We start from the raw sequence: 26,615 nt of genomic DNA on the forward strand, positions 1-26,615 counted from the left end.
CCCCGACACAAGCGTCGTGGCACAGTGCTCAATGTTTCGCACTGTGTGTTCTATAAGGTGGTTGCAGTCGGCTTTAATACCCTTTGTTACGACGCAAGCGTCGGGGTATTAAACCCTCTGCACGAATAAAAAAGGGAACTCCGAAGAGTTCCCTCTGTTTACCTACTTTCAGTAAAACACATACGCAGCCTTAGGCCGGCGGGACTCTTCCGCATACAGAGAAAAAGCGATAGCGATAATAAGAGTATGCTGCAGGCAAGCCGCCCGCAGAAAGTGAGCGCATATCGTTTTTTACGGAAAAGCCGTGTTTCATGATTTTACTCTAGCGAAAAACAATCGCGTTTGTCAAGGGTGTTGCCGAACTACCGCATATCATTTTCCGAAGTCCGTGTCTACAAACATCTGTCTACTTCAGCGCTTCAGCAACCGATTCTCCGACCAGTTTGCCGCTCGTCATAGCCCAGCCGACGCCGGATGAAGGCGGAAAACGCTCGCCGAACACGCCGCCTACGAATTCGCCTGCGGCATATAAGCCTTCAATCGCCGTACCGTCTTTTTTGAGTACCTGCAATTTTTCATTGATTTGGACCCCGCCGAGCGTCGTGCTGTAACGCAGGCACTGTTCGACAAGATAATACGGTCCTTTATCGCTCAATGCGATCGTCGCTTTTCTGCCGAAGTTGGGGTCTTCGCCTTTCGCCGCGTACGACTTATATGCTTCAAATGTTTTTTCAAGACCTGCGGCATCCATACCGACCCTTTCGGCAACTTCTTTCAGCGAATCACCGTGCGCGAACACCGTTATGCCCGTACCGTTTTCTTTGAGCCACTGCTCTTTATCCGCTTCGGAAAAATATTTTCGTTCGATGGCACTCGACGTATACGCATCGAAAGCGGCTTTGTCCATAAGCATGAATACTCTGCCCGCCTTCGCCATGGCATCCACCAATTTGGCATCGGTACCCGTTTCGTTGACAATTCTTTTACCCGCCATATTCACCAGGATAGTACCTGTCGTACGGTAAGCCGTCAAACACTGCGGCTTGGTATGCTGGGATGAATTACCTTTTCTGATGCCGTGACCTGCAACCGCGACATATTCCATATTGATAAGCTTGGCGCCGAGAGGTTCCACCATCGTCAAGCCGTCTCCCGTATTGGCAACGGATCCGCTGTTCGGGAGTTTTTTCAATTCTTTTGAAATATAGCGATTGTCATAACAATAGCCGCCCGTCGCCAAAATGACGGCGTCGGCATTGATTTTATAATCGGCATCTTCGCCGTGTGCCCATGCACCCGTCACCTTGCCGTTATCCGTAATCAATTTATAAGCCGGAGTATTGAGTTTCACTTCCACGCCCTGTGCACGCAATACGTCGTAAAGATTTTTTATTAATCCTGCTCCCGACCTTGAAATATGCATACGTGCGCGTCCTACGCGGTATTCGGCGCTTGCCCTTCCCGTGTCATCAGCATAATCGACACCGCTGTCATCGAGCCAGTCAACTGCTTCTCCGGAATATGTCGCAAGCAGCGTAACGGGAATATCGTCATTTTTATTATTGCCCACTTTCAATAAATCTTCTTTTGCCGCTTCGGGAGAATCTTTTTCTTTTTGTGTACGCGTACCTTGTGCAAAGGTGGAACTGCTCGACATAGCCGTCGCTCCGCCCACATACGCCATCTTTTCAACGACCAATACTTTTAGGCCTTTTTGCGCCGCGCGAAGAGCTGCCGTCATGCCTGCCCCTCCCGCTCCGACGACCAAAACCTGCGTATTTAATTCTTTTGTCGCAACCGTCCGAGCCTCCGTCTTTTGCACTTTTTTCAGCGCCGCCGTATCGGCTCCCGACGACGCCAATGCCGTCTCGACTGCCGCAAGAATGGCTTTACTCGAAATCGTACAGCCCGCGATCGTATCCACCGCCAAGCTTTGCGCTTTGACGATTTTTCCGGGCAGCTGTTCCACCGCATTGCTTCCGATCCCTTCCGTTTCATTTTGTTCGGTAATGACAATTTTTTTGATGGAGCGTTCGTCCACCGTAACGTTGAGTTTGATAAGGCCGTGAAACCCTTGCGCTTGACCGGAATACGTTCCCGGTTTGAACGAAGCTTTTTTTTCAGGCACCTTTCCCGATTTGCATGCGAATAAACTTACCGCCGTCAAAAGCGCCGTAAGCACCTTTACCGATTTTTTCATAATTTCCTCCTATAAAAAAACAGAGTGTCAGGATAACAACGTTGCAACCTTCATATCAACGGTTCGATTTTTTCACTTTGCTTTTTATTAATTACGTTTAGATACACTAACACGGTTCGTTCCTGACGTCAATCTCGTACATCTTACGCTCTCAGCTCATTGTCTGCGTTCTCATCTGCTTGTTCGCAAAACAAATCGTGCTCTCGTTTTCGAAGCCGTCGCCCGAAATGACGGTATCGTAACCCTTTTCAAGTCTGCGGATAAAAGCGTCCGCATTTGCAAGGCGGGCAGCAGCGATAATCTGCGCATCGCTTGCTTCCAAATTACCGTAAGCGATACTGTCCCGTATCAACGTAAAGCGGGGTTTGGCTGTCGAAAAAGTAACCGACTTTTGAGACAGCCTCTCGGATGCCGTATGCTAAACGCATCGCTGGGCGCCGCTTGCGTAACTTTTCCGTACGCCCCTCTGACTGCCCGCCGTCGTACCGGCCGGTATATCTGCCGCTTCGGTATGTACTCACTGTGCATAAAAGTAGACAGTTTGTACATATCATCTACTTTAATAGTATAAAAAAGTATACAGTGTCTTATTTTGTTTTCATTGGAAAACCTTTTTTGTTTCGATATAACATATAATTAATTATATTACAATGAATTATATGATTTGTCGAAAAACGTGAAAAATAAATTATTTGGCACAATATTTGCATATAAATAATCGAGAGTTCAACTTTCGGAGGGATATATCGGAGCGTGACAAATACCGGCGGTTGAGAAGAGGCGGCCGCTCGGCTATATGAACGCGTTTTTACGATGGAGCACACGTATGAAAAAACAAAGCGATACCGTTTACGCTCTGTACCTCAATGAAGTCAAAACGTACCGTTTGCTGACGGCGGAAGAAGAAAAAGCGCTATTGGAGCGCATTGCCGAAGGCGACGAAGCTGCACGAAAGCGCTTTATCAATTCGAACCTGCGCCTCGTCATCAGCATCGCAGGGCGCTTTGCGGATTCGTATACGCCCTTTATGGATTTGATACAGGAAGGCAATATCGGTTTGATGACCGCTCTTTCGAAATTCAAAACATCGTTTCATACTCGATTTTCGACGTATGCTTACCCGTGGATTTTGCAATACATGCAGCGCTACGTACACACAAAATCGACGGAAGTCTATATCCCCGATAACAAAATCGAATTGTTTCGGAAAATCAACGAAGCGCGTATGGAGCTTTTTGCGAAAAACGGTTTTGCGCCGTCAGATGCGGATATCGCACGCGTGTTGAGCATTGAAGAAAAAACGGTGCGCGACATCGCGGTCATGCCGTGGAACGTCGTAAGCCTCGATGCTCCGTGCAGCGAATACGACGATACCGCGTTCGGCGACAGCATACCCGATATGAGTGCAGGGCCGGAAGAAACGGCGATCGGCAGGATTTTAAAACAGGAAGTCCGCTCGTTTATCGATACGCTCCCGAAAGGCGAGAGTCGTGTCATGTGTTGCCGTTACGATTTCGACAGCATGGAACAGCGGACATTATTTGAAACGAGCAAGCTGCTCGGCGTATCTTCGGAAACCGTACGCAAAGCTGAAATACGTGCAGTGCGTTTTATAAAAGAAAACGCACCCATTTTCGGCGAAGCGAAAGAGGAGACGCTGACGGCATAACCATACCGCATAGAGAACATCGGAGACAGAGAGAGTGACATACCGCTGCAGAGTGATACGGGCGCTTTGCAGCGGTTTTTTATCAATTTAATGTTGTCTATTAGGTTCAATTTCGAGTTTTCTAAAACTCGCAGGACTGTCGAAAAAGTAAGTAACTTTTAAGACAGACCCTTTTCCGTTTGTTTTACGAATCGATTAAATATCAAATTTTGAAAACAAATAAAAATGTACGGATGCGACTTTCAGGCCGCGTGACAAAACGACCGGAAGCAAGCGCGATGCGGCGTTCAAGCGGGAGACCTGCGTACGATTTTGTGCGTTCAGCTTGCGGAAGCGGCGTTTAAAAGCACAACCGCGGCATTTATACGGCGAGTTTGCAACGCAAACTCGTCAGTAAGCGCAGCGAACGGCGTGAGCCAGCGGACGAAGTTCTCGCCGAAAGTATAGCTTTATTGGCTGATACTTTCAAAACCCCGCTTTTCTACTGATAATTTTCACTAAGCGGAAAACCGTAAGCGTCGTGTCCGGGGTATACGAGCGTGTTCGGCGGAATCTCTTTTTTGATTAAGGCAAGACTTGCATACATTGTGCGCTCATCTCCGCCCGGCAAATCGGTACGACCGCAGCTGCGGTAAAATACCGTGTCGCCCGAGATGAGCTCATTTCGTTCTGCGCTGTAGAGGCAAACCGAGCCGGGCGTATGTCCCGGCGTATGCACTATCTTCCACTTTGAAAGAAAAGCGCTCACGCCGCCGTCTTCGCACGGGATGATTTCTTCGAGCGTCTCGCCTCCGGAAAACGTTATGTCGCAAAGAGGCATATCGCGAAGCGTACGGGCTATCGCTTCAATGCCCATCAAGCGAAGCGATTCGATTTGAGCCGAAGTGCCTCCGAGCAGGCACGCATCGTCTTTGTGAACGGCGATCGGACAGGCGGGGTAGGCACGCTTTAAAATCGGAAGCCCCAAAATGTGATCGAAGTGTCCGTGCGTTAAGATAATTGCGCGCGGCTCTTTTTTGTGCTCTTTAAGCCATGCGGTGATTTTCGTTTCATCGCCGGAGAGGGCGCAGGCGGCGGGATCGACGATGTATACGGTATCGCCTGCAAGCGGCACGATATATGTGTTTACGCCGAGCGGTCCGGTTCGCAAAATTGTTAATGCTTCCATAATGCCCCCGTTTTGTTTTCGCCGTTCCTTTATAAAAAAGCCGTCCCGAAAAGAGACGGCTTTACCGATGTTTAGACGAGATAGTCGCCCGACGGCGGCGTTTCGTCGTTTTCGCCCTTATATGCGGGAGAAGCGAAGGGTTCTTTGTCCTGTGCGGCTTTTTCCGCAGCTGCGTAGGCCTTTGCGTCTTCTGTCGTTTGCGTCGTGTCCGGCACATCGGAGGAGTACGCATTTTCGCCGTTGGCTGTGTCGTCTTTTTGACGGGAAAAGCTCACTGCAAGTTTTCGACCACGGTAATCGTAACCGTTGAGCGCGGCGATCGCTTTTTCCGTATCGTCTTTGAACAGCTGCACGAACGAATAATTTGCGAGCACGCGGATATCGCCGATTCTGTCGCGGTCGAGGCCGGCGACGCTTACGAGCAGACCTACGAGGTCGCGCGGATATACACGTCTGTTTCGCCCGATGCTGATAAATATCGTTGCGGCAAGCGATTCGTCGATTTGTACGCGCGGATGCGGAGTATGCGCTTCATCACGAAGTTCGTCGGCAAGCGATTCTCCGTTTTCTCGTCGATCGTCGTATGAAGATCTGCCGTAGGGGGCGTCTTTGAAATTTCGCGTGCCTCGCACACCGTGCAGCGAAGCGCCGTTTCGTCTCGTGTTTGAAGTTCCGTGAAATTTCCCCTGCATCTCTTTTGTCAGATACGCGGCGACGTACATACGTTTCGAAAACGGAATCGTCCGTTTGAATATTTTTTTCAAGTCGTTGAGCAGATCCGGATTTTCTTCGGTCATCACTTTGTTCAGCGCGTTTTTCAAAAAAGACACTACGCGCTCTTTGTCGATTTCAATCTCCCGTTGGAATGCCATATCGTTACCTCTTCAAATCAAAATAAAAATTACTGAATCTTTGCTGCAAAACCCGAGCCTATTTTTTGAAAACCGTTGCGCTCAAACAGAGCGACGAGGCTGTCGGGTATAATCGTGTTTGCAGTGACTACATAACGCTTGCCCCGCTTTTGAAGGTCTGCGAGGCAAAGTGAAAAAAGTTCGCTTCCGATGCCCAATCCGCGATACGGTTCGGACACGAAAAAACTTGTTAAGACGGCCGTCGTTTCAATGCGGGACGAAACGCTCGCCGCCGTAATGCATCCGGCAAAATCGCCGTTTAATGCGCGGCAGACAAAACCGCTTTGATGTACGGATTCTCCGAATGCGAAAAGCTGCCGCCATAATTCGGAAACGGCATTTGCAATTTCATCGGAGTCGATATCGTTAGATAAAATACCGTAAAAATCGCGTACGGATCCCGAATGAAAGATACAATCCCTGTCCCGTGCGGAATCGTATTCCTGAAACGTGAAGTCGTCTCGAATCAAATCGTCGTTTTCTTCGACAATATGATCGAGCTTTTCCAAACCCCATATTTCGCGTAAACCGTTGTACCATCCGCCGATATATTCGTGCAGCTTTTTGTTTTTAAAGCGGTACCATTTTTTTTCGGCTTCAGGAAATCGTTTTAAAACAATCTTGAAATTTCTGAACACCCCCCTTCCCGAATGCAAAACATCCTGCAGCTCGGCACGGACAAGCGGCGCATATACGGAAGCGGCGAAAGCTTCCCGCAATTTAAAACCCGCCGCGGAATCCCATTCGGGCAATGCATAATACCGTACTTCATCCAACCTAACCGATGCCGCGTCAACAAGCGTACCCGTTTCAGCGTCGACGACGAAACGCCGCTCCTGATTTTCGATCGCATCCGCGATTGCGTCTGCAAGCGTTCCGGTCAAATCGAAAGTCATATCGATTTATTTCGCGCCCTAATCGCCTTTGACAATTTCCGCCCGCGTTTTGACGACACGGCTGATAAGACCGTACTGCGCCGCTTCGTCCGCGTCGAGCCAGTGGTCACGATCGGTATCTTTTGCGACCTGTTCTTCGTTCGTACCCGTTTCTTCGGCGATGATGCGGTTGAGTTTCGCATGCGTTTTTGCAAGCTCTTTCGCGTGGATTTCGATGTCCGTCGCGACGCCTTTCATGCCGCTCATCGGCTGGTGAATGAGATAGTGGCTGTTCGGAAGCCCCGCGCGCCTGTCTTTCGGAACGGCAAGCAGCACAAGAGCGGCTGCGCTTGCAACCAGCCCCATGCCGATGAGGACTACCGGAGATTTGATAAAGCGAATCATATCGAAGATTGCAAAACCCGCATCGACATCCCCTCCGGGCGAATCGATATACATATAAATCGTTTTTTCATCGTCTGCCGCTTCAAGTACGAGCAGCTGCCGCACGACTTTATCCGCCAAATCTTTATTGATTTCGCCCGACAGGATAATCTGCCGCGTCTTTAAAAATTTTTCCGTAAGCGGATCGGGCATTTCCGGCATTTTTTTCTTTTCATCGTCTTCATCATCGTCGCATCGAGGCGACATCGTCACATACTTATACACGATTGCTCCTGATAAAATACCACCAAACGGTTGGAAAATAGCTTATAATAATATACTGAAATAATGCGTTGTGAGCAAGGCGGGATTTTTCGTCGTGTTCGTACGCCCTGACACTGTGATAGCGGAATATGGAAACTTGCGCTATAATCAATATATCCCGATGTAAAGCAGAGGTGGAATATGGCGTGCGAAACGCTTTTTGAACAGATAAAAACGGTACCGCAGGAACACCTTGCGGATATCGAAAATTATGTCGAATATATTTTGTACCGTTACAAAAAGAATACCGAACAAACGCAAGGACGTGATTTATCGCAATATTTCGGCAGTGTAAACATACGGCGCGACGGTCTTGCAATGCAAAAGGAAATGCGGAATGAATGGGATTGATTGTCTGGCGGACACCAATGCGCTTATTTATCTTCTTTCGGGAGATTCTTGTATGAAACCTTATCGAAGACGGAGGTAAAATGTCGGAAGAACAAACGGAAGCGTCATTGGCTTTTTCTCGGACACGCGCCGACCACGCGACGGAAATCCTCGAAGATTATACCGAAGTCATCGCAAAGATAATAAAAGAAAGGGGCGAATGCCGCGTTATGGATCTTGCGCGGTATTTCGGCGTGAGCCATGTATCCGTTATCCAAGTTTTGCAGCGATTGAAAGCCAACGGTTTTATAGAAAACGAAGCGCGCAAACCGATAATCCTTACCGAAGCAGGCTATGCGCTTGCGCGAAAATGTACGAAGCGTCACGGCATTGTCCGAAGCTTTTTATTGAAAATCGGTGTGAGCGAAAAAACCGCGATGATCGACTCCGAGGGCTTGGAACATCACATCAGCTCCGAAACGCTCGAGTGCATGAAAAACTTTATAGCCGAGCATTAAATTCCCGCATCGTTTTTTCTATACTTTTTGATTCTTCCTCTTGACAAAGATCGGTAGTATGCACTACATTTATGGCGGATGGTATGTAGTTTTTACTACGTATCGTCCGCCGGATATATATTCGGCAAAAGGAAAAACCGGCTTTTGTATGTAGTATATACTACATCATTGACCGGAGATTTTGTTCAAGCGGTGATTGAATGACCGCCGCTTTTTATAGGAGGTACGATAAAAAGCCCCGTCTGAAATATCGCCGTCGCTTTTTATCTCGAGTTTGCTTGGATGTTTGCAGAAGACGTGTATACGTGTCGTTTCGATAAAAATCGCATGAATACGATACGCTTTATTTTGCAAACTCGACTATTGAACATGTGCGCACGCGCGCACGGCTAAAAACTTTTTCGGAAATTGATATTTCCTGCAAAAGTTTTTATAGGAGTTGATATGAAAAAAAACATAGGGTTTACCGCCGCTTCGGTTGCCGCGGCGGCAGTGTTGTGCGCCGTCTGTATTACCGGATGCGCAAAGAAAAGTGCGGCATCCGCGAGCGCTCAGGATTCGGCACGCCCCAAGCGTGTCGTAACGACTTTTACGATCTTGCAGGATATGGCGCAAAATATTGCGGGCGATAAGATTCTCGTCGAATCGATTACAAAGCCCGGTGCGGAAATTCACGAATACGAACCGACGCCGCTCGACGTCGTAAAGGCGCAGTCTGCGGATTTGGTTTTGCGCAACGGCTTCGGCCTTGAGCGCTGGTTCGAAAAATTTATGGGAAGCGTTAAAAACGTGCCGAGCGCAACGCTGAGCGAGGGCATAGAGCCGCTTGGTATCGGCGAAGGCCCGTACAACGGCATGCCCAATCCTCACTCGTGGATGTCGCCGAAAAACGCCCTTGTCTATGTCGAAAATATCCGAAAAGCCTTTGTCGCTTTGGATCCTGCCAATGCCGAAACGTTTAACGCAAACGCGGCATCCTACAGCGAAAGCATTAAAAAAATCGACGGTTTTTTGGCCGACAAGCTTTCTGAAATCCCCGAAGAGCAGCGTTGGCTTGTAACCTGCGAAGGCGCTTTTTCGTACCTTATCCGCGACTGCAATATGAAGGAATTGTACCTGTGGCCGGTAAACGCCGATGAAGAAGGCACACCGCAGCAAATTCAAAAGGTTGTGGACACGATACGGAAAAATCACATTCCCGTCGCATTTTCCGAAAGTACGATCAGCAATAAGCCGCAGCTGCAAGTGTGCAAAGAAACCGGCGCTTATTACGGCGGTGTTTTGTACGTCGATTCTTTAACCTACGAAGACGGGGATGCGCCGACGTATTTGAAAATGCTCGAATACAATGCGGATACGATTGTAAGGGGATTTCAAGACAGTTTGTCAAAATAATGCGAGGCAAAATATGAATACCGATAGGGAAGTTCCCGTTGAACTTGCGGTACAAAACGTAAGCGTCGCGTACAATAACGGCCACGTTGCGCTCTACGATGCGTCGTTTCGCTTGCAAAAAGGAACGATTACGGCGCTCGTCGGCGTAAACGGCAGCGGCAAGTCCACGCTTTTTAAAACGATAATGGGTTTTATTAAACCGATGAACGGTTCGGTAACGATTTGCGGTGAACCGGTGAGGGTGGCGCAAAAACATCACTTGCTTGCCTACGTACCGCAGTCCGAAGAAGTTGACTGGTCGTTTCCGGTAAGCGTATGGGATGTCGTTATGATGGGGCGCTACGGTTATATGAATTTTTTGCGTATACCGAATAAGGAAGACAAAGAGATTGCCGAACGCAGTCTTGAGCGCGTGCAAATGCTCGAGTTTAAAGACCGGCAAATCGGAGAACTTTCCGGCGGGCAAAAAAAGCGGGTCTTTCTTGCGCGCGCTTTGGCGCAGCGGGGAAAAATCATCCTGCTCGACGAGCCCTTTACGGGGGTCGACGTTAAAACCGAAACGGCGATAATCGATCTTTTGCGCGAACTTAAAAACGACGGCCACTTGATTTTCGTGTCGACGCACGATTTGGGTTCGGTTCCCGAATTTTGCGATCACGTCGTGATTATCAACAAAACGGTGCTTGCCGCAGGCCCGACGGAAACGACTTTTACGGCCGACAATCTTATAAAAGCGTTCGGCGGGGCGCTGCGTACCATTAAACTCGATCACACCGACAATCCCGAAGACAGCGCGCACGAGTTTAGAGTGTTTACCGACGATGAAGGTGCCCTGATTACAAAGCGGGAAGGCAAGCCCTATCGGCGCGGCGTCAGAAACATTGAAGCCGCTTTGCCGAAATAATCGGCGTAAGGGAATTGCGGAGGAATATGAATGCTTTCGAATTTATTGATTCCGTTTCAATATGAATACATGGTAAAGGCGATCCTCGTCAGCGGCTTTATCGGCGGTGTGTGCGCGCTGCTTTCGTGCTTTGTCGTACTCAAAGGCTGGTCGCTGCTCGGCGATGCCTTATCGCATGCGGTGGTTCCGGGAGTTGCCGTTGCGTACATAATCGGCATACCGTTTTCGGTCGGCGCGTTTATAAGCGGTATGCTCGCCGCCCTTGCGATGGGCTTTATAAAAAAGCGCACGAGGATCCGCGAAGACGCCGTTATCGGAATCGTGTATACGACTTTTTTTGCGCTGGGCGTTTTGCTTATTTCGCTGTTTCCGAGCAACATAACGCTTTCGACGATCGTTATGGGAAACATCCTCGGCATTGCCGACCGTGACATCGTTCAAACGCTGATTATTGCCGGGAGCAGCCTTGCGATTATTTTGCTTAAGTGGAAGGATTTGCGCCTTTTTTCGTTCGACCCGGCGCAGGCGCGCGCGATAGGCCTCAACACGAATGTCTTGTACCTCTTGCTGCTTACGCTGCTCGCCGTTACGGCGATCGCCGCGCTGCAAACGGTCGGTAGTATTTTGGTTGTCGCAATGCTTGTAACGCCGGGAGCAGCCGCCTATTTGCTTACCGATAAATTTTCGTCGATGATGCGCCTCGCGTCGATTATCGGCGTGCTGACGTCTTCCGCCGGCGCGTATATCAGTTATTTTTTGAACGGGTCGGCAGGCGGCTGCATTGTTGCGCTGCAGTTTTTGTTTTTTTTAGCCGTCCTCTTTTTTGCGCCGCGTCACGGAATACTTGCGGCAAAGCTGAACGCGGCAAAGGCTGTAAGGGCTTTTTTTGCAAAAAGAGCGACCGAAGGCTGAAGGTACTTTTTGCGGCAGGGGTTGGAGGGGCGGCAGTTCCGGAGCGAACGGAACGCGAGCGGAGGAATGGAGCCGAAAGGCGGAACCCCGGAAAACCCGGCGGTTTTCGCAGGCGCGAAAACCGAGCCGCCCGAAAAAAGGTAACAAGCGGAGGGCAGTTGGGAGAAAGGTATGTTGTGGACAAAACTTATCGAACCGTTTATGTACGGCTTTATGGTAAAGGCGCTCGTGATTGCGGCTTTGGTCGGCTGCGTGTGTGCCCTTATTTCGTGCTACCTTATTTTAAAGGGATGGTCGCTCATGGGAGATGCGATCTCGCACGCCGTACTGCCGGGCATCGTCGTTGCCTACCTCGTTCATATTCCGCTGGGAGTCGGCGCCTTTGCGGCGGGCTTGCTCAACGCGGCTGCCACGGGCTGGATAAAAGAGCGGAGCCGCATCCGTGAAGATTCGGTTATGGGCGCGGTTTTTACCGGCATGACGGCGCTGGGTTTGATCCTCGTTACGAAGGTGAGTTCGAACATCCATTTTATGCATATTCTGTTCGGGAGCCTTTTGGGAATTGAAAAGCGCGATATGATACAGGCGGTTGTCTGTTCGCTCATAACGCTTGTGCTGGTCGTCGCCAAGCGCAAAGATATTCTTTTGTATTTGTTCGATCAAAATCATGCGAGGGCGATCGGGCTCAACATAAGGTTTATACATTATCTTTTTCTTGCGCTTACGGCGCTGACGATCGTCGCTTCGCTGCAAGCGGTCGGGATTTTGCTTACGGTTGCAATGCTGATTATACCGGGCTGTATCGCCTATCTTTTAACGGACAGACTTAACCGCATGCTTTGTATTTCCGCGCTGTCGGCCGCGGCGAGCGCGCTCATCGGTACTTACGCAAGCTATTTTTTGAACGGAGCGACCGGCGCATGCATTATTTTAACCGAAGCGCTGTTTTTCGTTTTGACGATGATGTTTGCGCCGAAGTACGGCATGATTGTGCGCCGGAAATTATTGTAAAAAGTCGTTCTAAAAAAGCAAAGTCGAAACCGAATCTTTTATTTTTTTTGGCTATGCGGCGAATTTCGTGGTATAATGGCACTTATATCGCGGAGGTGCGCTGTGTCCGAAAAAAAGTATATCGTTGCGCTCGATCAGGGAACGACGTCGTCGCGGGCTGTCGTGTTTGATCACGAAGCGAATAAAATTGCAAGTGCGCAGCAAGAATTCAATCAATATTATCCGAAGCCGGGCTGGGTCGAGCACGATGCCGAAGAGCTGTTTTTGTGCCAGCTTTCGGTGCTCCAAGAAGTCGTGCGGAGCGCCCGCATCGAAGCGGCGGAAATCGCTGCGATCGGCATAACGAATCAGCGGGAAACTGTCGTGCTGTGGGATAAGGCGACGGGAAAGCCCGTGTATCGCGCGATCGTGTGGCAATGCCGCAGAACGGCGGAACTCGCCGACGAATTGGTGCTGTCGGGGCAGGGGGACGTGATCCGCGAAAAGACGGGGCTGCTTCCCGACGCGTATTTTTCCGGTACGAAAATCAAATGGATTTTGGACAACGTCGAAGGCGTGCGTGAACGTGCACAAAACGGCGAGCTCCTGGCAGGTACGATCGATACGTGGCTCGTGTGGAAGCTGAGCGGCGGCAAATGTCACGTAACGGATTATACGAATGCGTGCCGCACGATGCTTTTCAATATTCACACGCTGAAATGGGACGACGACCTTTTGCAGCTGCTCGGTATACCGCGATGCATTCTTCCCGACGTAAAAGATTCATCGTGCGTGTATACGACGACCGACAAAAACGTATGCGGTTTCGAAGTTCCGATCGCGTCCGTTATCGGCGATCAGCAGGCGGCACTTTTCGGACAGGGCTGTTTCAACGCGGGCGAAACGAAATCGACGTACGGCACCGGCTGTTTTTTGCTCATGCACACGGGGACAAAGCCGGTCGCATCTTCTCACAAACTGTTGACGACGATTGCGCTCGGTATAAACGGCTCCGTGACCTACGCGCTCGAAGGCAGCGTGTTTATCGGCGGGGCGCTCATCAAATGGCTGCGCGACGAACTCGGCCTCATTGCGACGGCGCACGAATGCGATACGCTTGCCGAAACCGTTTCGGATTCGAACGGCGTGATTATCGTGCCGGCTTTTACGGGACTCGGTGCGCCGTACTGGGATCCCTATGCGCGCGGTACGATTACGGGGCTTACGCGCGGTGCGAATAAAGCGCATATCTGCCGTGCGGCGCTCGAAGCGATCGCGTTTCAAGTAAAGGACGAGCTTGAGTGCATGAAAGAGGACGCAGGCTGCGCGATTCCGACGCTCAAAGTCGACGGCGGGGCGAGTGTGAGCAATCCGATGATGCAGTTTCAGTCCGACATACTCGATACGCCCGTGTACCGGCCGAAAAACGTCGAAACGACGGTAACGGGCGCCGCCTTTCTTGCGGGGCTTGCCGTCGGCTTTTGGCACGATAAAGACGAATTGCTCGGCTTTTGGAAGATGGATAGAATTTTTACTCCCGAGATGGAAAATAAAAAGCGCGATGCGCTGTACGCGTCGTGGAAGCGTGCGGTCGAACGTGCAAAAGGCTGGGCGGAAAAATGTTGACAACTACGTATATTTGTTTTATCGTTAATTTTGTTATAAAAAACTTTTGAAAACGCCGTCGGTTTTCAGCGACGGTTATAAAAGGATTGTGCAATGACGAAACGTGAACGTGTGCTTGCAGCCGTACTCGGACAAGAGGTCGATGTTGTACCTTCTTCGTATTCTCTTCATTTTCCTTCCGAAAAGGCAAAATCGAATAAGGGTGTAGCATCGCATCTCGAATTCTACAAAAAAACCGATGTCGATATTATGAAGATAATGAACGAATATCTCGTTCCCGATTTCGGCAGCATCCGTGTTCCGACGGATTGGAAAATCATTCCGTCGTTCAGCCGAAAAACGAAATTTATTTCCGACTTCGGTGATTTTGTCAAAAAGATTATCGATCGTTTGGGACCGGACGATTTTTCTCTTGCGACGATTCACGGAATTTGCGCTTCATCGATTCATCCGATTGAAGCGCGCTACGGCTACCTTCCCGTACGGGAGATGCAGGTGTCGCATCTGCGTGAAAAGGGCGAGCCGTATCTCGACGCATGCCGGAGGATTGCCGACGGGCTTTGCATTATGGCGGATATGATCTTCGAAGCCGGAGCCGACGGCGTCTATTACGCGGCGCTCGGCGGGGAACGCCATTTTTATACCGATGAAGAATTTTCCCGAGCTGTTTTGCCCTTCGATTTACAAGTGATAAAGCATATAAAAGCGAAGGGCGGATATGTGCTGTTGCATATGTGTAAAAATAATTTAAATATGCAGCGTTTTAAGCCCTATGCGTCCTATACGGATATCGTAAACTGGGGCGTTGTCGAAACGAATTTTTCTCTTAAAGAAGGGAAAAAGCTTTTTTCAACTTCCGCGATTATGGGAGGGCTTCCGAACCGCGCGAAGATGTGGACTCAGGGCAGCGATGAAGATTTAAAGAAAGCGATCAAAAAAATTATCGCCGAAATGGGGCATAAAAAGTTTATCATGGGGGCGGACTGCACGCTTGCAACGGATTTGGCTTACGAACGGATTAACACGGCGGTGCGAACCGCGCGTTCGAAATAATAATTAACTCAAGGAGACAATATGAACAAGAGAATGAGTATCGTTTTTTCCGTCGCGTTCGCTGTCTTCGCCCTATCGCTTGCGGGATGTTCTCAAAAGACAAAGGGTGCGGGCAGCAAGGCGGTGTATCCTGCAGGAACCGTCGTTATCTACGGCTACGGGCAGCCGCAATATCTTTTGCAATATTACGACGCGTGGCTTGAAAAAAACAGAGACATTGCACCGGATGTAAAAATCGAAATTGTGCAGACGAAGGGAGCCGCCGATACGCGCGAAAAAATTTCGATGACCTATCTTGCCGGTTCATATCAGGATCTGCCCGATGCCATATATATAGATCCCGTCAACTTAAAGGATCTCGCTGCCGGCGGTATGATAAAGGATGAAACCGATTACGTAAAACCGATGCTTTCGGATTTTGTCGCAGGCTGCGAAAACGATGCGGTCTACAAAGGACGCATTTACGGTTTGCCCGATCAAGTACGCCCGCAAGTTCTCTTTTACAATAAAGCGGTTTTGGATGCATACGGAATCGATCCGGCGACGATGTCGACGATGGACGGCTATATTGAAGCGGGTCGTACGCTCAAGCAAAAGAGCGGCGGAACCGTATATCTTTCCTACATCGATCCGGGTGCGATGACGTGGCGTTATTGGGGACGACGGGGTTTGATGCCGCAGGCGAATGCGCGGATATGGGGCGATGACGGCTCCGTAGTGATCGGATCCGATCCGGGTACGAAACTTGCGATGGGTGTGCTTGATACATTGTATTCGGAAAAACTCTTGCTGAATTCCGCGATTTTCCAAGCACCGCTCTACGATGCTATGCGTACGGGCCGCATAGCGACCTTTTATATCGGCGCATTTTGGGACGAATTTATCAGAAAGAACGTAAACGAAACATCGGGGCAGTGGCGTGTTATGCCGGCTCCCGTATTTAAAGAAGTCGGCACGGGCGGCGCTCCTGTATGTTCATACTTCGCCGTCGTCGCAAAACCCGACGGAAAATACGCAGGTCTCGTCGAAAAGCTGTGGTACGATTTCCATCATGACAACGAAGCGAGAAAGACGTGGGTGCGGGCTATGGTTGAGCAAAACGCGCCGTATGCGAATCCGATTACGCTTGCCATGTTCGAAGATCCGTTTTGGAAAGAGCCGTCCGAATTTTACGGCGGACAGAGTTTCAGAGAGTGGGAAGCGAAGTGCTTGAACAACCCGAGCAAAAATCTTGCCGTAACTGCGCAGGATGCCGAAGCCGATTTGATCATCAGCCATGAGCTTGAACTCTATGTGGCCGGCGACCAAACGATGCAGCAAGCCGTCGCAAATATGGACAGCGTCTTAAAGCAGAGGATCGGAAAAGCCGTCGTCGTCGAATAGAGGGCCTCACCGAAGACCGAAATTTTTAAGATTCTCCGGTCTTATTCAGGGCAGACCCTTTCGAGTCTGCCCGATTTTTGGAGAAAGGGGCGTATGCGCTCTGCTATCAATAAATATAAATATCCGTATCTTTTTATTTTACCGTTTTTTGTATTGTTTTTCGTATTTCAGCTGGTGCCGCTTTTGTGGACGATAGTCATAAGCTTTACGGAGTGGAACGGCATCGGTACGCCGAAAAACGTCGGTACGGCGAATTATATAATGCTTGCCGGCGATAAAATGTTTTGGAATTCGTTTTTCAATACGTTTATATATTGGATAACGGCGCTTGTTTTTATTCTCGTTTTTGCGATGGTGCTCGCGCTCATCGTCAATTCTCTGGCGCAAAGGACAAAATCTGTTTTCAGTACGATCGTTTTTTTGCCGAACGTCTGCGCGGCGATCGCCATGGGGTTGATATTCCGCCTGCTGTTTGACGATACTGTCGGTTTGATTAATGAAATAATAATTTTATGCAGGGGAAATCCGCAGCTTTGGCTTACGAGTACTCATCTGAGTAAGGTGCCCGTCATCGTACTCAATGTGTGGCGAAACACGCCGTGGTTTATGCTCATATTGTATTCCGGTTTGCTTGCGATCAACCGCGACTATTACGATGCGGCGAAAGTTGACGGTGCGGGATTTTTGCGGCAATTCATATATATCACGCTTCCGGAACTCAGTAATATTATCTTTTTCTGCTTTATCACGCTTACGGTTGACTCGTGGAAAATTTTCAACGAACCGTACATATTGCGCGGTCCCGGCACGAGCAATACTTCTCTTTTTCAATATATGTACGAAACGGGATTTACGATTTTTAAGATGGGTTATGCGTCGGCCGTCGGTTGCATCCTTATGCTTATATTGTTGCTGTTGTCGCTGATACAGTTTGCGGTGAAAAAAGGGCAGGGTGAAATATGACGACACAAGCCGTCCGATCGACACAGTGTCTCGTAAAATACGCCGTCATGCTGTGTATCGCTTTTATTGCGCTTTTTCCGATCGCATGGATGTGCATTATCTCACTCAAAACGCCGACGGAAAATATAAGCGGTTTTAATTCGCTTTTCGTTTTGCATCCGACGCTGCGCAATTACATGCAGCTTTTTAAACAGATCCCGATCGAAAAAAATTTCTTTAACAGTATTTTTACGACGGCGCTCGGTACGGTTACGACGGTGTATTTTTGTGCACTCGCGGGCTTTGCGTTTGCAAAGTACAGGTTTCCCGGACGGGATGTTTTATTTTACTTTGTCATCGCGACGATGCTCATTCCTCCCGAAGTGGGAGCCGTTCCGCAATTTTTGATTATGCGGCGTCTCCATCTCATCAACAGTTTATGGTCGTTGATAGTTCCGAAGATCGCAACCGCCGTCGGTATCTTTTATATGCGGCAATATATACTCGATGTCCCCGATGAACTGCTCGAAGCGGCGCGGATCGACGGTTGTAAAGATTTCGGCATTTTTAATAAAATCATGTTCCCCGTCATAGTACCGGCTTTGATTTCGTGGGCTTCGTTGACGATTGTCGCTCGCTGGAACGATTTTTTTTGGCCGATGCTTTTTTTGCGCAAAGCGGAAAAATATACGTTGATGATTTCGATTTCGCTTTTGCCTGTCAGCGACGGTCTTTCTACTCCGTGGCCGGTGATCCTTGCCGGTACGACCGTCGTTATCATTCCGATTATAGTCGTGTATTTGATTTTTCAAATGATGCAAAAATACGGTTCTCTTTCGGGAGCCGTAAAAGGATAAGTATTTCGAGGCGATACATTTTGCGCTATCCTTTAATCCGCAGTATCCGTTGTGTGCATGATAATTGTCGTTTTGGAAATATTGTTTGAAAGGGAGGTATGATATACATGGGTACGTATGATGTTGCGATAATCGGTGCGGGGATTACCGGCGCCTGCATCGCACGGGAGCTTGCAAAAACTTCCGCAAAGATCGCGCTCATTGAAAAAGAAAACGATGTTGCGTGCGGCAGTTCGAAAGCGAACTCCGCGATCGTTCACGGAGGATTCGATCCCGTGCCCGGTACGCTTATGGCGCGCCTCAACGTGCGCGGAAGCGAACTGTATCCGGAACTTGCAAAAAAATTGCATTTCGATTACGAAAACAACGGCTCGCTCGTTATCGCTTTCGACGAACAGGGCAGGACGCTTTTAAATACGCTGCTTGAACGCGGCAAAAAAAACGGCGTAAAGGATTTGCGTATCGTTGAAAGCGAAGAACTGCACGATATGGAACCGAATCTCGGCGACAATTCGCTTGCGGCGCTGTACTCTCCGACTGCGGGGATCATGTGTCCGTACAAAGCGACGTGGGCGTTTGCCGAAAGCGCGGTCATAAACGGCGCGGAATTTTTCAGAAATACGGCGGTTCACGCGATCGAAAAAACGGACGGCGTCTTCGTGCTACGTACGGGGCACGGAGAGATCCGCGCGAAGTACGTCGTAAACGCCGCAGGCATCTTTGCGGATAAAGTGAGCGCGATGGCGGGCGCTCGAAAATTCGTCATCAAGCAGCGGCGCGGTGAATACTGTCTTCTCGATAACAACTGTAAATCCCTCGTCAATCATACGCTTTTTCAAACGCCGACCGCGCTCGGAAAAGGCGTGCTCGTAACGCAGACCGTCGACGGCAATATTTTGATCGGGCCGAGCGCCGACGACCAAAGCGGCGATATGGACGGCTATACCGGTACGACCGCCGTATCGCAGGCGGACGTGCTTGCAAAAGCGTCGCTGACGATCCCCGATATTCCCCGCGGCAATATTATCAATTCCTTTGCCGGTATCCGCGCGATCGCCTGCGAAGCGGATGAAAACGGAAATGCGGGCGAAGGCATCGAAGATTTTATCATCGAAGAAGATGCAAACGTAAAAGGTTTTATCAACGCAAGCGGTATCTGCTCGCCCGGTCTTTCAGCCGCTCCGGCAATTGCCGAATACGTCGCGGAACTGCTTAAAAGCGCGGGTCTCGCTGTAAAAAACCGGGACGATTTTATCGAAGAGCGAAAGGGGATCACCGCCTTTCACACGGCGGATATTGCGATGCGCTTAAAACTTATTAAAGAAGATCCGCTGTACGGGCAGATCATCTGCCGCTGCGAAACGGTAACCGAAGCGGAAATCGTGCAGGCGATCCGTTCTCCGCTCGGCGCGCTCGATGTCGACGGCATCAAGCGGAGGACGCGGGCGGGCATGGGCAGGTGCCAAAGCGGTTTTTGCTCGCCGCGCGTTACGGAAATCCTTTCGCGCGAAGCGTATATTCCGATGACGTCGGTGACGAAAAAGGGCGGGGCGTCGTTCATGCTTGCGGGTAAAACGCGCGACTTTTCCGACGATGAATCGATGCAGGGGGCAAAACGATGAGCAATACGATATACGATGCGGTCATTGTCGGCGGCGGGCCGGCCGGTCTTGCCGCAGCCGTTTCGGCGCACGACAACGGGGCTGAAAAATTATTGATTTTGGAACGCGATTCGAAGCTCGGCGGAATTCTTTTGCAGTGCATTCACAACGGTTTCGGACTTCATTATTTCGGAGAGGAGCTGACGGGTCCCGAATACGCCGGCCGCTTTGTCTCTCAGGTTCGCGAGCGGGGCATCGAATACAAAACGGATACGATGGTCATTTCGATCGATAAGGCGGAAGATTTCGAAGGCGCGGGGCTGACCGAAACGTCGTTCGATAAAACGAGCGGAGAACACGTCGTCACGGCGATGAACGCAAAAGACGGACTTATGTTTTTGCACACGAAGACGGTTATTCTCGCGATGGGCTGCAGAGAGCGGACGCGGGGCGCCCTCGTCATTCCGGGGACGCGGCCGGCGGGCATCTTTACGGCCGGAAGCGCGCAGCGTTTCGTCAATATCGACGGATACTTGCCCGGCAAAAAAATCGTCATTTTGGGAAGCGGCGACATCGGGCTTATCATGGCGAGGCGGCTCACGCTCGAAGGGTGCGACGTAAAAGTCGTGTGCGAAGTGATGCCGTATTCGGCGGGCTTGAGCCGCAATATGACGCAGTGTCTCGAAAACTTCAACATACCGCTGAAATTGAGTACGACGGTTATCGAAATACACGGGAGAGAGCGCGTGACGGGCGTTACGATTGCTGCCGTCGATGCGAACCGCCGTCCGGTAAAAGGTTCGGAAGAATACGTCGCGTGCGATACGCTTCTCCTTTCGGTCGGACTCATTCCCGAAAACGAAGTGAGTACGGGCGCGGGCGTTCACATGGATCCGGTGACGAAGGGACCGTCGGTCAATCAGCTTATGGAAACGAGCGTACCCGGCATCTTTGCGTGCGGCAATACCGTACACGTTCACGACTTGGTCGATTTCGTGACGACCGAAAGCGTGCTCGCCGGAAAGTGCGCGGCCGAATACGCGCGTCATGCGGAAAGTGCGAGACAAAATGCAGCGAATGCCGCTTTACATGCGCTTCCGATACGGCCGGGAAACCGCGTGCGTTACACCGTGCCGCAGCATATCGATCGGGACGACGCTTTTAAAGAAAGTGCGTCGAAGCGGTATGCGGATAAAAAAGACGAGCCGAAAGTGCAGATCATGTTCCGCAGTACCGACGTGTACCGCGGCGTTACCGTCGCCGTCTACAGCGGCAACGAGCGGCTCTATTCGAAAAAAGCGCGGATCGTGCGGCCGGGCGAAATGCAGATTGCGGACGTGTCGGCTTCTTCGCTTGCAAAGGCTGAAGCGCCGCTCACCGTTTCGATCGAAACGCCGGAAGATACGATAGACTGACCGAAAGGCGCGGTGTTCGGTAAACGTGATTTTAAAATTTTGCAAATTCGGAATACGAGGTTTCTTATGGAGATAAACGAAAAAAAGACGATGACGTGCATCATCTGTCCGATGGGCTGTCAGCTTGAAGTGACGAAACTGTCGACAGCGGCGCCTGCATATTCGGTTACGGGCAACGCGTGTAAGCGCGGCGAAGCGTACGCGTACAAAGAACTCACGAATCCCGAGCGGACGCTCACGTGTACGGTGCAGGTTTCAGGCGGCGCTTCGAGGCTCGTGCCTGCAAAGTCGAAAACGGAAGTGCCGCGCGATATGCAGCTCGAATGCATGGAAGTGATAAAGCGCCTGTGCGTCCCGGCTCCCGTTCGTGCGGGGGACGTACTTTGTGAAGACATCCTCAATACGGGTGCCGATATCGTCGCGTGCGACGACGTCGCTTCTCTGTGAGCGCCTGCGATACGGTTCGGGGCCTTGCGGGGTGTAAGCGCAGAGGGGGTAGTGGAAAAGACCGGAGCGCCTGAGCGCGAGGACTTTGAAGCAAGGGGGAGACTTCCCCCTTTTTTATATTAATAATTATAGAACTCGAACGATGATTTATTAATTGTTAAAACTTCGCTTTTCTGAGGCGCACCTGTTCGATGTCGTCGCTGAAAAGTTCCCGCAAATCGTTGAGTCCGAGCGCCATAAGCGCCATGCGGTCTATGCCGATGCCCCATGCCAAAACGGGTACGTCGACGCCCATCGCTTTCGTTACTTCGGGGCGGAATATGCCCGATCCGCCGAGTTCGAACCAGCCGAGCACCGGATGTTTTATGTGCACTTCGATCGACGGTTCGGTAAACGGAAAATAACCGGGCACGTATTTGACGTCGGTTGCGCCTGCGATTTCCGTTGCGAACATTTTTAAGAATCCGAGCAGCGTTTTTAAGTTGACGTCGTTTCCGAGCACGATGCCTTCGGTTTGATAAAAATCGCTCAAGTGCGTCGCGTCGACTTTATCGTAGCGGAAGCAGCGTACGATGCCGAAATATTTTCCGGGCACTTCGGCTTTGTGGAGCCGGTGCGCGGAGAGAACGGTGCCCTGACTTCGCAAAATGAGGCGCCGCGTAAACTCGGTGTCGAAGCGGTAATTCCATCCGCGGCTTCCCGAATCTCCTCCGTTTTCGTGGATGCGTTTGACGTTCGACAGATAGGGCTCTTCGATCGATTTTGCATGCGTCGGATTTTTTATGCGATACACGTCGTGGATGTCGCGCGCCGCGTGGAACTGCGGCATAAAGAGCGCGTCTCCGTTCCAGAATTCGGTTTCGACGAGCGGGCCGTCGAACTCCTGAAAGCCGAGCGACGAAAGTTTGTCTTTGACCGATTCGAGAAACTGCACGTAGGGATTCGTTCTGCCGGGGATGATGCGTGCCGGCGGAATCGCGATGTTGTACGCGCGGAAAGTTCCGCGTTTCCAGTCGCCCGAAGAGAGCAGCTGCGGCGTCACTTCTCCGATTTCGTTTCCGGTGATGCCGGCTTTTTTGAGCGCTTCGACGACTTTTTCGTATGCGTCGGTGAGTTTATACGTAACCGTTTCGCGTTCGATGATTTTGAACGGACTGTCCGCAGCACCCCGCTTTTTTGCGAGGCTCGCGATGACGTCCTTTTCTTCGGCGGAAAGCGATTCTCTGTCTATCTGTCCGTTTTCGGCAGCTGCGGCTTTTTTTAATAATTCTTTAACGATCGAAATGCGTTTCGGAAGGGGCTTATCGGTTATGACGACCTGTTTTTCGTCGTTCATTTTCAAAACGCCGTCTTTTGCAAGCTGACCGAATGCGCTTCCGATATCTTTGCTTTCGATATTCAGCGCCGCGGCGATCTTCGGAAGCACTTGGGCGCCGTGTTCTTTTATAAAATCGATAAAGCGTTCTTCGATCGTGCTGCCGACTTTTACGATGGAGCGGCCGAGCTCGGTGATTTCGTAATACGTGTGCGGCGTTCTGCCGGCTTCTTTGACGAGCTCTTTGCCGGAAAGCCACGAAAAGGCCTGATTCGCGTGGCCTTCTTTGTAGTCCAAATCTTTTTGCAGTTTTTCGGACGTTAAATCGTCTTTTTGCGAATAGCGCAAAAGCACTTTCGTTTCGAGCGGATGCAGATTTTTAATAATGTTTGAAACGTCCATTGCGTGCCTGATTTACCGAGTGAATTTTACGTACGACATATACTGCGCGCAGCTGTAGCCGCGTTCGTTTTTAAAATATTTTTCTTTGTCGCGCGCAAGGTACTTGTAGTGATAATATTGATTCGCTTTCATAAAATCTTCGAGGCACGCGAGTACGGTGTTCATCGCTTGGCCCTTGTCGTAGGTGACATACATACACGTGTAGTAAATGCGCACTTCGTCATAACGCGGCGTATATTCGATGCGAACTTCGGCCGTGTCGTCGGTCGTGTGCTGATTTTCCGGTATGATGATGCGCGTCGTCTTTTCGTCATAGCCTCTGTTATCGGCGGATGTTTCGGGCGTAAACGTCCCCGTTTTTTGGGCAAACATAACGACCCCTGCAAAGAGCATGCAGCATACGAGCAAATTTTTTTTCATAACGCGGTACCTCCGTAGTGCCCTTCGTCTTTCGACATATTAAAATTGGGTATACGGTAGTATTTTATCAGTTTCAAGAAAAAAATCAAGCTGGACTTTATAGCGCCCGGCGTCAATACCGATAAGCGGCTCCCGCCTGAGAAGCACTCTGCCTCGTATTTCTTTCGGCTTATTTTTTATCTTTGTCCGAAAATAGGCGCGCACTGCGTCTTTGATCGCGTCCCGCACGGCATTCGTTATGCCGTCGAAGCCGTCGGAAATTTTTCCGTAGCCTATACCGTGTACCGTATCGTTTGTGATCGACGCCCAAAGATAATAATTTTGAATCATCGGCTCCGTCCGCGTAAATTCCGCCCAGCAGAATACTTTGCCGTTTTCAATCCACGGCTTTGCATACGTGATTCTTTGCTCCACTTTTCCCAGTTCCCGCACCGGAGAAAAATCCATGTACTCTTCGACGCCGCGCAGTTTATCGGACGGCGTGTAGCTGAAATTCCAGCCGTGTACCATTCCTCCGATGATAAACGGTGCGAGCGTTTTCAGCCGTGCGGTCGAATAATCGAATATGCCTGTGGAACTATCCTGCGCTTCGGCGAGTCCCGGATACGCGTCGAGCTCCGCCCACAGCGGTATGCGGATATGCGCGACGATATCCGGCGTTTGCGAAAACGCGGTTCCCGCTTTTGCGTGAGGAAATACGCACGCGGCGAAGAGAAAAAAAATCGTGAATATGAAGCGCAGTGCACATGCGAGCGCACGCTTATCGGAGGAGATCATGTCATGCATTGTTATTAATATTTTTTTCATCTGTCGATCTTAATTTGCCTTCCGGTCTCGTTTGCCTTTACATTTATTATCGTATAATTTTTCATAATCTCAAAGAAAATTGTCCAGTTCGGAAGCTGGCGTTCGAGCAGGTCGACGTTGTCTCTGTTGCGCGACGACATCATCAATAGTTTAAGGTTTGAAATGATTTCGCTGTTCGCTTTTTTCGCATCGGCAAGCAATTCGTTTATTTGGATGTATGCGGTTTGCAGATGATGTATCTCTTCCTGTACCAGCTTTTGCGCGCTTGCGTTGACGTTCGCGACCATCGTTTCGAGCTTAGTATAAAAATCGTTGTCTTTGTGACTGTCGACGATATAGCCTTCGAGTACGGCGGTGTCGAACATTTTGCCGCGTGAAAAAAGATTTTCAAACGCTTTGATCCTGCCTGCGCATTCGCAGGATGCGTATACGGTGCTTGAAAATTCCGATTTATACGTTTGATTGTTGAAAAAACCTTCAATGATGATATTGTTCAAAAGCGCTTGTATCGGCTCGGTAAAGTATTGCTGCAAAAACGTTTTGAGAATCTGCATCGGCGTAATCCACGCAAATGCGAACGCCGTATTCGCTTGGAGCTTTTCATTTGTGCTCGCATCGTATCCGGCAAGCGTCGCGAGCGGGGAATCGTTGAAGAGTTTTGAAAGCTCGCTTGAAAGCCGCTCGTCTTTGAGTTCCGTTTTGATCCGCTGCTCATCCGCCAGATACTGTTGCTGCAGCCACGCAGCGAAATTCTTCCGCGCCGACTCGTGATATTCGACGGCGGCTGGTTTGTATTCGGCATTTTCCCTGTGTATGCGGATGAGCGCTTTTAAGTGCTCGGGTGTGAGCACGTGCGTTACGATGTATGCGATTTTTTTTACATTTTCCGTATACGCTTCCGTCCGAGATGCGGAAAGCGAACCGTTGTTTTTCAGCTGTGCGAGCGCGATGACGGCTTGCACGACGGCTGTCGTAATCTGCAATCCTTCGATTTGAAAATACAGATCTTCGAGCGCGTTTCCGAGCCGCGCGAGAGGCACTTCTTGATATACCGGCTTATACGACAAATTGACCGTTGTAAAATTCGCATCGAAAGGATGGATGATTGCGGCGAAATTGAAACGGCACAAGTCGACGAGCTGGTGCAGTGCGATCAATTCTCTGTCGATGTTTTTAAATGAATCGCCGTTGAGCGCTTTTATTATTCTTTCGAGCGTATGCCGCTGGCGTTCGAATTCGCGATCCTGTTCACCTCCTGCCGCCGCTTTTTTTCTATTCGGGTACGAAAGCGATTTTACCGCTTCCTGATCTTCCGGCGTAAATCCCGTCAGCACGAGCTGGGCTTCAAAACGCCGTTGTTTCGGAATATCGGAGCCGCCGATCGTTTCGGAAAACAATTCGTTGAGCGGATGCGTGTTCACGTACAGGATACGCACGGCTTCCGCAAAGTTCGGCAAAATACGCCCGTTCCGGTACAGGGCAGGCTGTGCGGAAAGGATTTCGCTTTCGAGCTTTTTTTTCTGCAGCCGCTGCTGCATTTCGGGGGAAGCTTTGTTGAATATCGATTCGAAAAAAACGACGATCGCGCGGAATAAACTCATGTATACTATTGTAATTCATTTCGATGTTTTTGCAAGAGCTCGGCGATTGCGAGCAGTGCGGAGCAATCGCCGAGCGTCTCCAATAAAAGAAAAACGGCTTGGTCGTTTTTCGCCTCACGACTTCCTATAAGATTGCGAGCAGTGCGGGACTTGCAACGAGCGCGGA

General features: G+C 50.1%; 25 protein-coding genes. 15 read left to right on the forward strand and 10 right to left on the reverse strand.

Annotated elements, in window-relative coordinates:
• Positions 1-406: 406 nt before the first annotated feature.
• Positions 407-2,200 carry an FAD-dependent oxidoreductase gene (locus IZU26_RS07860; protein ID WP_310822267.1) on the reverse strand — a complete coding sequence of 598 codons (1,794 nt, stop codon included), beginning with the start codon at positions 2,198-2,200 and terminating at the stop codon, positions 407-409.
• Between the two features lie 151 nt (positions 2,201-2,351).
• The gene (locus IZU26_RS07865; RefSeq protein ID WP_433278100.1) at positions 2,352-2,552 is read right to left on the reverse strand and encodes a hypothetical protein; all 201 of its coding nucleotides are present in this window, start codon (positions 2,550-2,552) and stop codon (positions 2,352-2,354) included.
• Between the two features lie 474 nt (positions 2,553-3,026).
• Here IZU26_RS07865 and IZU26_RS07870 point away from each other — a divergent pair, with 474 nt between their 5' ends.
• The gene (locus IZU26_RS07870) at positions 3,027-3,869 is read left to right on the forward strand and encodes a sigma-70 family RNA polymerase sigma factor (protein WP_038080380.1); all 843 of its coding nucleotides are present in this window, start codon (positions 3,027-3,029) and stop codon (positions 3,867-3,869) included.
• A 481-nt stretch (positions 3,870-4,350) separates the two neighbouring features.
• Here the strand turns inward: IZU26_RS07870 and IZU26_RS07875 are convergent, their stop codons facing one another.
• From IZU26_RS07875 to IZU26_RS07890, 4 genes are all read right to left on the reverse strand, one after another.
• A complete protein-coding gene (locus IZU26_RS07875) occupies positions 4,351-5,037 on the reverse strand; it encodes an MBL fold metallo-hydrolase (protein ID WP_433278102.1) in 687 nt (228 codons plus the stop codon).
• A gap of 71 nt (positions 5,038-5,108) precedes the next feature.
• Positions 5,109-5,909 carry a DbpA RNA binding domain-containing protein gene (locus IZU26_RS07880; RefSeq protein WP_021329394.1) on the reverse strand — a complete coding sequence of 267 codons (801 nt, stop codon included), beginning with the start codon at positions 5,907-5,909 and terminating at the stop codon, positions 5,109-5,111.
• A 29-nt stretch (positions 5,910-5,938) separates the two neighbouring features.
• Positions 5,939-6,844 carry a GNAT family N-acetyltransferase gene (locus IZU26_RS07885; RefSeq protein ID WP_310822259.1) on the reverse strand — a complete coding sequence of 302 codons (906 nt, stop codon included), beginning with the start codon at positions 6,842-6,844 and terminating at the stop codon, positions 5,939-5,941.
• 18 nt (positions 6,845-6,862) lie between these two features.
• Complete coding sequence (locus IZU26_RS07890) at positions 6,863-7,474, reverse strand: ATP-dependent Clp protease proteolytic subunit (RefSeq protein ID WP_038080378.1); 612 nt, start codon at positions 7,472-7,474, stop codon at positions 6,863-6,865.
• A 198-nt stretch (positions 7,475-7,672) separates the two neighbouring features.
• Between IZU26_RS07890 and IZU26_RS07895 the strand changes: the two genes are divergently transcribed.
• The 14 genes from IZU26_RS07895 (at position 7,673) to IZU26_RS07960 (ending at position 21,904) form a co-directional block, all read left to right on the forward strand.
• Positions 7,673-7,882, forward strand: coding sequence for a hypothetical protein (locus IZU26_RS07895; RefSeq protein WP_310822256.1), 210 nt, complete (start codon positions 7,673-7,675; stop codon positions 7,880-7,882).
• A gap of 80 nt (positions 7,883-7,962) precedes the next feature.
• Positions 7,963-8,379, forward strand: coding sequence for a manganese-binding transcriptional regulator MntR (gene mntR / locus IZU26_RS07900; RefSeq protein ID WP_310822255.1), 417 nt, complete (start codon positions 7,963-7,965; stop codon positions 8,377-8,379).
• A 444-nt stretch (positions 8,380-8,823) separates the two neighbouring features.
• Positions 8,824-9,774, forward strand: coding sequence for a metal ABC transporter substrate-binding protein (locus tag IZU26_RS07905; protein ID WP_433278106.1), 951 nt, complete (start codon positions 8,824-8,826; stop codon positions 9,772-9,774).
• 13 nt (positions 9,775-9,787) lie between these two features.
• The gene (locus IZU26_RS07910) at positions 9,788-10,678 is read left to right on the forward strand and encodes a manganese/iron ABC transporter ATP-binding protein (protein ID WP_433278108.1); all 891 of its coding nucleotides are present in this window, start codon (positions 9,788-9,790) and stop codon (positions 10,676-10,678) included.
• A gap of 30 nt (positions 10,679-10,708) precedes the next feature.
• A complete protein-coding gene (locus tag IZU26_RS07915) occupies positions 10,709-11,590 on the forward strand; it encodes a metal ABC transporter permease (RefSeq protein ID WP_310822249.1) in 882 nt (293 codons plus the stop codon).
• Between the two features lie 171 nt (positions 11,591-11,761).
• Positions 11,762-12,601: a metal ABC transporter permease gene (locus tag IZU26_RS07920; RefSeq protein WP_433278110.1), complete on the forward strand. Its 840-nt coding sequence runs from the start codon at positions 11,762-11,764 to the stop codon at positions 12,599-12,601.
• Between the two features lie 102 nt (positions 12,602-12,703).
• Positions 12,704-14,206, forward strand: a complete 1,503-nt coding sequence (glpK, locus tag IZU26_RS07925; RefSeq protein WP_433278112.1) for a glycerol kinase GlpK — start codon at positions 12,704-12,706, stop codon at positions 14,204-14,206.
• Between the two features lie 93 nt (positions 14,207-14,299).
• A complete protein-coding gene (locus tag IZU26_RS07930) occupies positions 14,300-15,259 on the forward strand; it encodes a uroporphyrinogen decarboxylase family protein (RefSeq protein ID WP_433278114.1) in 960 nt (319 codons plus the stop codon).
• Positions 15,260-15,280: 21 nt separating this feature from the next.
• Complete coding sequence (locus tag IZU26_RS07935; RefSeq protein WP_433278116.1) at positions 15,281-16,642, forward strand: ABC transporter substrate-binding protein; 1,362 nt, start codon at positions 15,281-15,283, stop codon at positions 16,640-16,642.
• Between the two features lie 93 nt (positions 16,643-16,735).
• Positions 16,736-17,605: a carbohydrate ABC transporter permease gene (locus tag IZU26_RS07940; protein ID WP_433278118.1), complete on the forward strand. Its 870-nt coding sequence runs from the start codon at positions 16,736-16,738 to the stop codon at positions 17,603-17,605.
• Positions 17,602-18,441 (forward strand): carbohydrate ABC transporter permease, encoded by an 840-nt coding sequence (locus IZU26_RS07945; RefSeq protein WP_433278120.1) that lies wholly within the window; start codon positions 17,602-17,604, stop codon positions 18,439-18,441. Before IZU26_RS07940 ends, IZU26_RS07945 begins: the two co-directional genes overlap by 4 nt.
• 107 nt (positions 18,442-18,548) lie before the next feature.
• Positions 18,549-20,063, forward strand: a complete 1,515-nt coding sequence (locus IZU26_RS07950; protein ID WP_433278122.1) for an NAD(P)/FAD-dependent oxidoreductase — start codon at positions 18,549-18,551, stop codon at positions 20,061-20,063.
• Positions 20,060-21,457 carry an NAD(P)/FAD-dependent oxidoreductase gene (locus IZU26_RS07955; RefSeq protein ID WP_433278124.1) on the forward strand — a complete coding sequence of 466 codons (1,398 nt, stop codon included), beginning with the start codon at positions 20,060-20,062 and terminating at the stop codon, positions 21,455-21,457. Before IZU26_RS07950 ends, IZU26_RS07955 begins: the two co-directional genes overlap by 4 nt.
• 66 nt (positions 21,458-21,523) lie before the next feature.
• On the forward strand, positions 21,524-21,904 hold the full coding sequence (locus tag IZU26_RS07960) for a DUF1667 domain-containing protein (protein ID WP_310822232.1): 381 nt from the start codon (positions 21,524-21,526) through the stop codon (positions 21,902-21,904).
• A gap of 157 nt (positions 21,905-22,061) precedes the next feature.
• Here the strand turns inward: IZU26_RS07960 and IZU26_RS07965 are convergent, their stop codons facing one another.
• From IZU26_RS07965 to IZU26_RS07980, 4 genes are read right to left on the reverse strand one after another with little or no spacing between them, the layout of a single operon-like run.
• A complete protein-coding gene (locus IZU26_RS07965) occupies positions 22,062-23,621 on the reverse strand; it encodes a phenylalanine--tRNA ligase subunit alpha (RefSeq protein WP_021329527.1) in 1,560 nt (519 codons plus the stop codon).
• A gap of 12 nt (positions 23,622-23,633) precedes the next feature.
• Complete coding sequence (locus IZU26_RS07970) at positions 23,634-24,041, reverse strand: hypothetical protein (RefSeq protein WP_433278127.1); 408 nt, start codon at positions 24,039-24,041, stop codon at positions 23,634-23,636.
• 39 nt (positions 24,042-24,080) lie between these two features.
• On the reverse strand, positions 24,081-24,848 hold the full coding sequence (locus IZU26_RS07975; protein ID WP_433278128.1) for a hypothetical protein: 768 nt from the start codon (positions 24,846-24,848) through the stop codon (positions 24,081-24,083).
• Positions 24,845-26,449, reverse strand: coding sequence for a DUF5312 family protein (locus tag IZU26_RS07980; protein WP_433278130.1), 1,605 nt, complete (start codon positions 26,447-26,449; stop codon positions 24,845-24,847). The genes IZU26_RS07975 and IZU26_RS07980 overlap by 4 nt, the downstream gene beginning before the upstream one ends.
• Positions 26,450-26,615 lie beyond the last annotated feature (166 nt).

Source organism: Treponema sp. SP13, from assembly GCF_050938355.1.
Taxonomy (GTDB): Bacteria; Spirochaetota; Spirochaetia; order Treponematales; family Treponemataceae; genus Treponema_D; species Treponema_D socranskii.

Coding starts and splice junctions, on each gene's coding strand:
- IZU26_RS07860 (WP_310822267.1), bottom strand. CDS start 2,200: ATGAAAAAATCGGTAAAGGTGCTTACGGCGCTTTTGACGGCGGTAAGT.
- IZU26_RS07870 (WP_038080380.1), top strand. CDS start 3,027: ATGAAAAAACAAAGCGATACCGTTTACGCTCTGTACCTCAATGAAGTC.
- IZU26_RS07875 (WP_433278102.1), bottom strand. CDS start 5,037: ATGGAAGCATTAACAATTTTGCGAACCGGACCGCTCGGCGTAAACACA.
- IZU26_RS07880 (WP_021329394.1), bottom strand. CDS start 5,909: ATGGCATTCCAACGGGAGATTGAAATCGACAAAGAGCGCGTAGTGTCT.
- IZU26_RS07885 (WP_310822259.1), bottom strand. CDS start 6,844: ATGACTTTCGATTTGACCGGAACGCTTGCAGACGCAATCGCGGATGCG.
- IZU26_RS07890 (WP_038080378.1), bottom strand. CDS start 7,474: ATGTCGCCTCGATGCGACGATGATGAAGACGATGAAAAGAAAAAAATG.
- IZU26_RS07895 (WP_310822256.1), top strand. CDS start 7,673: ATGGCGTGCGAAACGCTTTTTGAACAGATAAAAACGGTACCGCAGGAA.
- mntR (WP_310822255.1), top strand. CDS start 7,963: ATGTCGGAAGAACAAACGGAAGCGTCATTGGCTTTTTCTCGGACACGC.
- IZU26_RS07905 (WP_433278106.1), top strand. CDS start 8,824: ATGAAAAAAAACATAGGGTTTACCGCCGCTTCGGTTGCCGCGGCGGCA.
- IZU26_RS07910 (WP_433278108.1), top strand. CDS start 9,788: ATGAATACCGATAGGGAAGTTCCCGTTGAACTTGCGGTACAAAACGTA.
- IZU26_RS07915 (WP_310822249.1), top strand. CDS start 10,709: ATGCTTTCGAATTTATTGATTCCGTTTCAATATGAATACATGGTAAAG.
- IZU26_RS07920 (WP_433278110.1), top strand. CDS start 11,762: ATGTTGTGGACAAAACTTATCGAACCGTTTATGTACGGCTTTATGGTA.
- IZU26_RS07930 (WP_433278114.1), top strand. CDS start 14,300: ATGACGAAACGTGAACGTGTGCTTGCAGCCGTACTCGGACAAGAGGTC.
- IZU26_RS07935 (WP_433278116.1), top strand. CDS start 15,281: ATGAACAAGAGAATGAGTATCGTTTTTTCCGTCGCGTTCGCTGTCTTC.
- IZU26_RS07940 (WP_433278118.1), top strand. CDS start 16,736: ATGCGCTCTGCTATCAATAAATATAAATATCCGTATCTTTTTATTTTA.
- IZU26_RS07945 (WP_433278120.1), top strand. CDS start 17,602: ATGACGACACAAGCCGTCCGATCGACACAGTGTCTCGTAAAATACGCC.
- IZU26_RS07950 (WP_433278122.1), top strand. CDS start 18,549: ATGGGTACGTATGATGTTGCGATAATCGGTGCGGGGATTACCGGCGCC.
- IZU26_RS07955 (WP_433278124.1), top strand. CDS start 20,060: ATGAGCAATACGATATACGATGCGGTCATTGTCGGCGGCGGGCCGGCC.
- IZU26_RS07960 (WP_310822232.1), top strand. CDS start 21,524: ATGGAGATAAACGAAAAAAAGACGATGACGTGCATCATCTGTCCGATG.
- IZU26_RS07965 (WP_021329527.1), bottom strand. CDS start 23,621: ATGGACGTTTCAAACATTATTAAAAATCTGCATCCGCTCGAAACGAAA.
- IZU26_RS07970 (WP_433278127.1), bottom strand. CDS start 24,041: ATGAAAAAAAATTTGCTCGTATGCTGCATGCTCTTTGCAGGGGTCGTT.
- IZU26_RS07975 (WP_433278128.1), bottom strand. CDS start 24,848: ATGAAAAAAATATTAATAACAATGCATGACATGATCTCCTCCGATAAG.
- IZU26_RS07980 (WP_433278130.1), bottom strand. CDS start 26,449: ATGAGTTTATTCCGCGCGATCGTCGTTTTTTTCGAATCGATATTCAAC.